The following is a 1,070-nucleotide window of genomic DNA, read 5'->3' on the forward strand; positions in this document are numbered from 1 at the left end:
GGGCGTTTGGCGCTGCGCGCGGCATTCGATTGGCCAGAATTGGAATTTGTGCAAATCAATGATGTTGCGGGCGATGCAGCAACGTTGGGCCACTTATTGGAGTTCGACTCTGTTCAAGGCCGTTGGCACCATGAAGTGCAGGTTGAGGGAAATGAACTCGTCATCAATGGCAAGCGCATCGCGACGACACAGCATCGCGACATCGATGCAGTGAATTGGTCTGGTTGTGATGTCGTGATTGAAGCGACAGGCGTGCACCGCAAAACTTCGTACCTTGACCAATATCTCGATCAGGGCGTGAAGCGAGTGGTGGTTAGCGCACCAGTGAAAGAAGAAGGCATTGCGAACATCGTTGTTGGCGTGAACGACCACATTTTCGATCCTGACAAACATCGTATCGTGACAGCGGCTTCGTGCACGACCAACTGCATCGCACCAGTAGTAAAAGTCATTCATGAGAAATTGGGCATTGAGCAATCCTCTTTCACGACGATTCATGATTTGACCAATACGCAAACCATTTTGGATGCACCGCACAAAGATCTGCGTCGTGCTCGTGCGTGTGGCATGAGTCTTATCCCGACCACCACGGGCAGTGCGACTGCGATTGTGGAAATTTTCCCTGATTTAAAAGGCAAGATTAACGGCCACGCAGTGCGTGTACCGTTGGCGAATGCGTCACTGACAGACATCATCTTCGATGTGAAACGCGATACCACCGCAGAAGAAGTGAATGCTTTGCTGAAAGAAGCGTCAGAAGGTGAGCTAAAAGGCATTCTTGGCTTTGAAGAGCGTCCGTTGGTGTCGATCGATTACAAAGGCGATCAACGCTCAACCATCGTTGATGCACTCTCAACAATGGTCGTTGGTTCTCGCATGGTGAAGATTTACGCGTGGTACGACAATGAAATGGGTTACGCAACGCGCACCGCAGAATTGGTTCGTAACGTTGGTTTGGCTTAATAGGAGTTCACAATGTCTCATCCTACATGGCAATTAGATTTGGACTCTGGTGCATTAGTTTTAGCACCGTGCCCGGGTACGGAAGGCGTCGATTTGCAAACGTCTTG

General features: G+C 50.1%; 1 protein-coding gene and 1 pseudogene. Both read left to right on the forward strand.

Annotation, left to right across the window (positions count from 1 at the left end; translation table 11 throughout):
* Positions 1 to 963 (forward strand): ArsJ-associated glyceraldehyde-3-phosphate dehydrogenase (locus R8N47_RS23715; protein WP_318185917.1); only part of this gene is annotated, 963 nt, incomplete at its 5' end.
* A 12-nt stretch (positions 964 to 975) separates the two neighbouring features.
* Positions 976 to 1,070, forward strand: a pseudogene (locus R8N47_RS23720) (phosphatase); the annotation flags it as partial.

The sequence above is a fragment of the Vibrio sp. 2132-1 genome (assembly GCF_033344315.1).